This is a genomic window from Micrococcus sp. HSID17227, from assembly GCF_003989405.1.
Taxonomy (GTDB): domain Bacteria; phylum Actinomycetota; class Actinomycetes; order Actinomycetales; family Micrococcaceae; genus Micrococcus; species Micrococcus luteus.
Genome location: NZ_RBLN01000224.1, coordinates 1 through 3,866, shown reverse-complemented (window position 1 = coordinate 3,866; position 3,866 = coordinate 1). Strand labels below are relative to the sequence as shown.

The window sequence follows — 3,866 nt, the reverse complement described above, 5'->3', positions numbered from 1 at the left end:
CTCCGCCGGCCCGGACAGCCGGCGTCGGCCGCGGGTACCGCGCCTCGGGCCTGGGCACGGATGCCGGCCACCCACGTCTCGGGGGCGTGGAGCTCGGCCTCGCTCGGCAGCAGCTCGGGGGCGTCCCAGACCACGTTGAACCCGGCCATGCCGAGCTGGGCCACGGCGGCGGCCACGAACCTCTGGCCGTCGCGGTACTGGGCCATCTTCGCGTCCATGCCCAGCACGCGGCGGAGCATGCGGTCCAGGGGCGAGCGGCGGTCGCCGCGCTCGTCGAAGCGGCGGCGGATGGTCTTGACGGAGGACACGACGGAGGAGTCGACGCCGTCCATCACCACGTTCGCGTGCCCCTCGAGCAGGGACATCACGGCCGTCAGCCGGGACAGGCGCTCCCGGTCCTCCTCGTCCTGGATCGCACCGAGCAGGCCCGGCGTGGGGCGGGCCGGGGCCGCGTCCTGCGCGTCGTGTCCGTCCCGCGCCCCAGTCCGGCCGGCGTCGGCCTCCCGACCCAGCGGGTTCGCCGCCGCGAGCGCGGTGCGCAGGCGCTCGGGCAGGGACTCGGCCTTGTCGAACAGGCCGACGGTGAGCGCCGTGATCTCGGCCCGCAGGTGCTCGCGCAGCCAGGGCGCGGCCGCGAACTGCACGCGGTGGGTCTGCTCGTGCAGGCACACCCAGAGGCGGAAGTCCGCCGGGTCCACGTTGATCTCCGCGCGCACCTGCGCGACGTTCGGGGCCACGAGCAGCAGGCGTCCGCCGGCGGGGCCGGCCGCCGTCCCCCCGGGGCCGGGCAGCGCGATGAACGGGTCGTACTGGCCGAGGATCCTCCCGGACATCCAGGCGAGGATCCCGCCCATCTCCAGGGCGGTGGCGTGCCGGGTGACGCGGGTGGTGGCGGCGGCGTGCTCGCGGGGCCGGGTGTCCCGCAGATGCGCGAACGTGGGGTCCAGCAGGGTGGCGAAGGACTGGGTGGCGGCGCGCGACCAGGTGGGGCGGTCCACCACGAGCACCTGCGAGTCGCGCAGGTCCCGTGCCGCCTCGAGCCCGGTCAGGCGGTGGACGTGCGGCACGGCGGCCTCCGCGGCGGCGCGCAGGCCCTCTGCCTCGCGCGTCGCCTCCCGCGGCGTGAACCGGGGGCCGGCGGCGGCGAGGGACCGTGCGGTCCGTGCTGCGAAGGCGCAGTACACCGGGTGGGCGACGGCGGGGGTCGGCTCGGCGGGGGCGCCCGGCGCGGCGTCCGCGGCGGCGCGGGGGCGGTCGGTCGCGTGGTCGTCGCTCATGGGCTCCATCAGATCACAGGCCCCGGACCTCGGATCAGAGCCCGGCGACGGCGCTGACGGCCTCATCGACCGCCGCGCGCGCGGGCTCCAACTTCCACTGCAGATCCGAGCAGATGATGCTGAACGCGAGGACCCGCCCGGACGTCGTGGTGACGGTGCCGGTGAGGGAGACCGTCTGGTCGAGCGTGCCGGTCTTCGCGGCCACGGCCTGCCGCGCGGGGGCATCCGGGAACCGGTCGCCCAGGGTGGAGTCCTCGCCGGGCCGCGGCAGGCCCTCCAGCACGGTGCCCAGGGCGGGTGTGCGGGCCACCCCGGCCACGACGCCGGCCAGCTGGCCCGCGCTGACGCGGTTGTCCGGGGACAGGCCCGAGGAGTCCACGAGCGCCATCCCGGCGGTGTCCACGCCGAGGTCCTCGGCGGTGGCCGTCAGCAGCTGCGTGGCGCCCTCGTGGGTGGCGGGCAGGTCGGCGGCGGGCGCGGCCGTGTGGGCCAGGGCCTCGACCACCTGGTTCTCCGAGTGGGCCAGCAGGTACGCGACCTGCTCCCCCACGGACGCGGACTCCACCGCCGCGACGGGGGCGGCGGCGAGGACCGTGGAGCGCGGCACCTCGGTGGCCGGGATCGTGTCCCGCAGACCCACCTCGAGGTCGGCGCCGGAGGCGGCCACCGCGTCGTCGAGCGCGGCCTGGAAGGTGAGGGCGGCGAACTGCGCCGGGGCCTCGATGCGGTCCTCCCCGGTGCCGGGGGCCTCACGGCCGCCGTAGGTGGCCAACGGCTGCACCGGCGCGATGTTGCCGCTCTCCGGGATGTCCGACGTCCAGCGCGGGTTCAGGGCCGTGCGGTCCGTGAAGAGCCGCAGGTCCGTGCTGACCACCACCTGCCCGGTGACGCCGTCCTCGACCAGCCCGGCCACGGTCCGCTCCGCGAGAGTGCGCAGGCCCGCGCGGCCGGAGACGTGCGTCGAGTCCGAGGCGCCCGTGCCCAGCAGCACGTCGCCGCCGCCCACGAGCACCAGCTCGGTGGCCGCGTCGTCCGCGGTGGGCTGGGCCACCACGGTGGTCTGCAGGGTCGTCTCAGGACCCAGGGCGGAGACGATGGCCGCGGCGGCGAGCACCTTGAGCGAGGACGCGGGGGCCACGGGCTCGTCCGCGTCCCGCGCGTACAGCACCTCGCCGGTGGCCAGGTCGCGGAACTCGGCGGAGACCGTGCCCGGGGACGTCTCCAGCCCCGGCTCGACGGCGGCCGCCACCTCGGCCGCGGTGGGGCCGGCGGACGGGGACGATGACGTCGGCGCGGCGGTCGTCGACGAGGCGGACGCGCTCGACGGGGCCGGCGGTGCGGTCACGGGACCGCAGGCGACCAGGACGGCCGCGAGTGCGGCCAGGAGGACGGCGGGGAGCGAGCGGCTCCGGGGGCGTTCCGTGCGTCGATCCCGACGCCCAGCGCGCCCCGTGTCCACCTGTCCCATGCGTCCATCATGACGGACGCCCCCGGTAGGCTGACGGCAGCACCGCCGGGCGACGCCGCGCCGCCCGGACACCCCACCCTCTGTGCGAAGGAGAGTCATGGCGCACGACGTCACCATCGAGATCCCCGCGGGCTCCCGCGTGAAGTACGAGTTCGACCACGAGACCGGCCGCCTGCGCCTGGACCGCGTGCTCTTCACCTCCATGCAGTACCCCACGCACTACGGCTACTTCGAGAACACCCTCGGCGAGGACGGCGACCCGCTGGACGCCCTCGTGTACCTGCCGGGCTTCGACCTGGTGCCGGGCTGCGTCGTCGAGGCCCGCCCGATCGGCGTGTTCAACATGACCGACGACGGCGGCGGCGACGCCAAGCTGCTGTGCGTCCCGGCGGACAAGCGCTACGACCACATCACCGAGCTCGAGCACGTGGAGGAGTCCCTCAAGCAGGAGATCGAGCACTTCTTCACCCGCTACAAGGACCTGGAGCCGGGCAAGTGGGTCAAGGCCGAGGGCTGGGAGGGCCGCGCGGCCGCCGAGGCCGAGCTCGAGGCGTCCATCCAGCGCTTCGACGCCCAGGGCGAGGAGTCCCCGACCGACGAGCCCCAGGGGCGCGACGTGGACACCGAGGAGGCACAGCCGGCCACCGAGGAGGGCGAGGCGACGGACGAGCCCCAGGGCCGCTGATCCCCGCACCGCCCACGCGCGCGACGCCGGCCGCTCACCCCTCGGGGTGGGCGGCCGGCGTCGTCTGCGGGCTGGCAGAATCGACCACCATGTTCGTGCTCACCATCAACCAGCGGGACACCCTCGACGCCGGCGACCGCGTGGACACGTTCCTGCGCGCCCTCCAGGACGTGCCGGGGCTGGACGACGCCGTCGTGCTCCCGTTCCAGCGCGCCGCGGGCGACGAGCTGATCGGCGCCGTCGAGGACCCGCGCGTCGCCGTCGACGTGGCGCTGCGCGGCCTGCGGCAGCGACGCCGAGCTCGCACCACCCACGCGCGCGACGCCGGCCGCTCACCCCTCGGGGTGGGCGGCCGGCGTCGTCTGCGGGCTGGCAGAATCGACCACCATGTTCGTGCTCACCATCAACCAGCGGGACACCCTCGACGCCGGCGACC

At 75.7% G+C, this 3,866-nt stretch carries 3 protein-coding genes and 1 pseudogene; 2 read left to right on the top strand and 2 right to left on the bottom strand.

Annotated elements, in window-relative coordinates; translation table 11 throughout:
• Positions 1-1,277, bottom strand: a 1,277-nt coding sequence (locus tag D8M29_RS09845) for a zinc-dependent metalloprotease (RefSeq protein WP_127445939.1), incomplete at its 3' end; no start/stop codon positions are given.
• Between the two features lie 34 nt (positions 1,278-1,311).
• A complete protein-coding gene (locus D8M29_RS09840; protein WP_230956194.1) occupies positions 1,312-2,622 on the bottom strand; it encodes a D-alanyl-D-alanine carboxypeptidase in 1,311 nt (436 codons plus the stop codon).
• A 220-nt stretch (positions 2,623-2,842) separates the two neighbouring features.
• On the opposite strand from D8M29_RS09840, the gene D8M29_RS09835 reads away from it, so the two are divergent.
• Together D8M29_RS09835 and D8M29_RS14225 are read left to right on the top strand one after the other, a co-directional pair.
• Entirely contained in the window at positions 2,843-3,430 is a 588-nt protein-coding gene (locus tag D8M29_RS09835; protein ID WP_049145347.1) for an inorganic diphosphatase, read from the top strand.
• 89 nt (positions 3,431-3,519) lie between these two features.
• Positions 3,520-3,866 (top strand): annotated as a pseudogene (locus D8M29_RS14225) (hypothetical protein); the annotation flags it as partial.

Coding starts and splice junctions, on each gene's coding strand:
- D8M29_RS09835 (WP_049145347.1), top strand. CDS start 2,843: ATGGCGCACGACGTCACCATCGAGATCCCCGCGGGCTCCCGCGTGAAG.